This is a genomic window from Micromonospora sp. NPDC049799 (assembly GCF_040656655.1).
Lineage (GTDB): Bacteria > Actinomycetota > Actinomycetes > Mycobacteriales > Micromonosporaceae > Micromonospora.
Genome location: NZ_JBFAMU010000546.1, coordinates 1 through 3,125, shown reverse-complemented (window position 1 = coordinate 3,125; position 3,125 = coordinate 1). Strand labels below are relative to the sequence as shown.

Annotated in this window: 3 protein-coding genes and 1 pseudogene; 2 read left to right on the top strand and 2 right to left on the bottom strand. The window is 70.0% G+C overall.

Annotated features, from left to right (window positions below; translation table 11 throughout):
* Both groEL and AB0I76_RS26070 read left to right on the top strand, forming a co-directional pair.
* Window positions 1–176: pseudogene (gene groEL / locus AB0I76_RS26075) on the top strand (chaperonin GroEL); the annotation flags it as partial.
* Between the two features lie 183 nt (window positions 177–359).
* Complete coding sequence (locus tag AB0I76_RS26070; RefSeq protein ID WP_357040611.1) at window positions 360–1,589, top strand: serine protease; 1,230 nt, start codon at window positions 360–362, stop codon at window positions 1,587–1,589.
* An 89-nt stretch (window positions 1,590–1,678) separates the two neighbouring features.
* Here AB0I76_RS26070 and AB0I76_RS26065 read toward each other — a convergent pair whose 3' ends face one another.
* Together AB0I76_RS26065 and AB0I76_RS26060 are read right to left on the bottom strand one after the other, a co-directional pair.
* On the bottom strand, window positions 1,679–2,326 hold the full coding sequence (locus AB0I76_RS26065; RefSeq protein WP_357040608.1) for a hypothetical protein: 648 nt from the start codon (window positions 2,324–2,326) through the stop codon (window positions 1,679–1,681).
* A 252-nt stretch (window positions 2,327–2,578) separates the two neighbouring features.
* Window positions 2,579–2,926: a hypothetical protein gene (locus AB0I76_RS26060; protein ID WP_357040605.1), complete on the bottom strand. Its 348-nt coding sequence runs from the start codon at window positions 2,924–2,926 to the stop codon at window positions 2,579–2,581.
* Between the last annotated feature and the right edge of the window lie 199 nt (window positions 2,927–3,125).

Genomic DNA, 3,125 nt, shown 5'->3' with positions numbered 1-3,125 from the left:
AGGAGGTCGCGAAGAAGACCGACGACGTCGCCGGTGACGGCACGACGACGGCGACCGTCCTGGCCCAGGCCCTGGTCCGTGAGGGCCGGCGTACCCGCATCGGGCTCGTCCCGGCGCACCGGGAGGCCGCGCTGCCCGTGGCGCGCGACGTCCTCGCCCTGGCCGCGCGGGGCTGACCGCGCGGCCTCTCCGGGCCGGCTGCGGAACGATCGCGCTCCGGTGACCGATGATGAACCAGCGTCGAACGCCTTTGCCCGCACCCTCAGCAATCCAAGACATAGATAGATTTACATGTAACGCTCAAAGGTGTATGAAGGCTGCAAGCACGCCTGGGTGCTGGTTCCTCGGGAGGAGCGACGATGAAGAATGCTCTACGCCGCCTGCGAACGGCGGCTGTCGCGCTCGGCGCCTGCACACTCGGGCTGAGCCTGCTGTCGATCCCCGCCGCCGAGGCGTACTCGGGTCAACCCCTCGCGCCGAAGTCGGAGCGGGCACCCGAGTCACGTCAGTTCTCGGTGGAGGGTGTCCCCACGGTCGGCGAACTCCGCACCGTCGACAGCTCGCTGTCCTACGCCCGGAACGGCCGGACACAGATCATCCGGCATCCCGGCGCCGCGTACGTCAAGGTGCATTTCAGCGCACTGAGACTGGCGCCCGGCGACCATGTGACCGTGTCGAGCCCCGACGGCCGGGAGAGCTACCGGTACGACCGCCACCTGAACCGGGCGACCGGCTCGGACTACACCACCGACGGACAGCCGGGCTTCTGGGCGATGTCGGTCGAGGGTGACACCGCGGTGGTGACCCTGCACAGCAACCGCCGCTCCCGGGGCAGCGCCGCGACCATCGACCGGTTCTGGCGCGGCTACGACCGCGCCGAGATCACCCAGCACAACCTCTCCACGCAGTCCGTCTGCAGCACCGACGCGCGCCGCGACGTGGTCTGCTACCAGGCCAGCCACCCCAGCGAGTACGCGCAGGGCCGGGCGGTGGCGCGGCTGCTGATCAGCGGCGGCGGGCTGTGCACCACCTGGCGTGTCGGCAACACCAACCGCATGCTGACCAACAAGCACTGCTTCTCGACGCAGGCCGCCGTCAGCGGCAGTGAGATGCAGTTCAACTACCAGTGCGCCACCTGCGGCGGCGCGAATCCCGGCCCCGGCACCAAGGTGAGCGGTGCCACCCTCTACAAGGTGAGCAGCGGTGGGTCCGGCGAGCTGGACTACGCGCTGTACTCGGTGAACAACTTCACCAGCATTCAGGGGTACGGCACGCTGTACCTGGCGACGACCGCCACCAGCACCGGCACGCGGATGTACATCCCGGGGCACGGCGACGGCAGCCCGAAGCGACTGTCCATCTACGAGAACACCCAGGGCGGCACGACCTGCACCGTGAAGAACGCCAACTACAACACCTGGAACATCAGCTACAGCTGTGACACCTCCGGCGGCAACTCGGGCTCGCCGGTGCTCAACGCCAGCCACCGCGTGATCGCCCTGCACCATCTCGGCGGTTGTCCGTCCAACCAGGGCGCGAAGGCGCACCTGATCTACAACCAGATCGCCAGCCTGATCGACAACGGTTGACGACACCTGACGACGACGGGCCGTCGAGGGCGCGCACGCGCCAGGCGGCCCGTCGGCACTGCCGGGCTCACGACGGTTGGGGCGGGATTTCAGCGGTGACGATCGGTGCCCTGGAGGTTCTCCCGCGGCAGCCAGCCGAGAAAGCGGGTTCGTAGGTCCTGCCTGTCGGCCCGGGGCAGGTCGAACAGGGCCGCGCTGAAGCAGGAGCCGAGGTAGATCCCGAGCGCGGGCCCGGTTCCGCCGAACTCCGTGAGAAGTTGGCTCTGTTTGCTGGCGCAGGGCCATTCCTGGGCGCAGCCGCTGCAGGCCCACGTGGGCGGCATGGGCAGGTGCGACCCGGATCGGGCGGCGGCCGCTCGGGCCGACCCGGCACGGTGCGGGTTCGGATTGGAGGCATCCGCACCAGGTAGGTGACAGGTCGCGGCGGCGAAGGTGGCTCCGGTACGCACCAGGGCCTCCGGGCCGGGCTGCTGCGCGAGCAGCGCGGTGAGGGTGTGGTGCGCGAGCAGGTCCAGCCCCGCGCGGTCGATGTCCAGTGTCCTGCACAGGGACACGAGCACGAGGGGTCCGGGCCAGGTGTCGCCGGTCACGACGGAGGTCATCATGTCGTTGAGCAGCGCGCCGACGGCCTGGGCGTGTTCGGCGAAGACCGGTGGGGCGGTGGGATCCCGACCGATGGTGGACATGGTCTGCCTCACCGTGTGGCGGATGATCGAGGTGCCGCGGTCCACATCCACTGGTATCTCCTCGTCAGCGACGTCCAGAAGCGTTGGAACGACGGCCGGGGAACCGACCCTCGGGGGACGACTGCCTGCGGTTGGGGCGTCGTGGTGGTCCGTCCCGATGGTAGGAAGATTTTTCGCCGCGCGGCGCGGATCGACGCAATGGCTGACTGATCAGTCAGTTGCTGGAGGTCCCCTCGGCCCTGATCCTGACGAGGCCGTGTCCCGCCGCGCGTGGTGGCCGTTGTCGCGGCAGCCGGGCACCGCTCAGGCGGAAGGATGATCGTCGCGGCGCAGGCCGTCGAGGCCGTGCTGGATGAAGCGCAGGGCCCGGTCGAAGTGCGCGATGGTGAGCTCGGGGTGCTCGGTGTTCCAGTGGAACTGGTCGCCGGTCATGGCGGAGCGGTGGAGGGCGGCGACGGCGGCAGAGGCGACCATGTGAGGTGTCGGGTCCTGCGGGCTGCTGCCGAGGTCCGAGTCGGCGCCGACGCCACCGCGGCAGCGGTCAGCGACGGTCTGCTCTGGCTGCGACGGGGAGCATTCACCCTCGTCGCGATCGCGCTCACGGCCGCCGGCATTGAACCCGGTGACGGCGGCGCCCCTCGGCGTCCTCATGACCGCAGCGGACCTGCCCAACGAGTTTCCGTACGTCATCGCCGCCGCCTACCTCGCCGCCGCCGGCCTGGTGCTCACCCTGGTGGCCACCACCTGATCGGCCCACCGGCCGGGGTCACCCGCGGTCGTCGGACGCCGGCTGGTGCCGGTGCGGCCGGTTGCGGACGAGGGCGAGCGCGAGGACGGCGGCGGCGAGGAA

Excerpts from the sequence above, each read along its gene's own strand:
- AB0I76_RS26060 (WP_357040605.1), bottom strand. The coding sequence starts at position 2,926 with ATGAGGACGCCGAGGGGCGCCGCCGTCACCGGGTTCAATGCCGGCGGC.
- AB0I76_RS26070 (WP_357040611.1), top strand. The coding sequence starts at position 360 with ATGAAGAATGCTCTACGCCGCCTGCGAACGGCGGCTGTCGCGCTCGGC.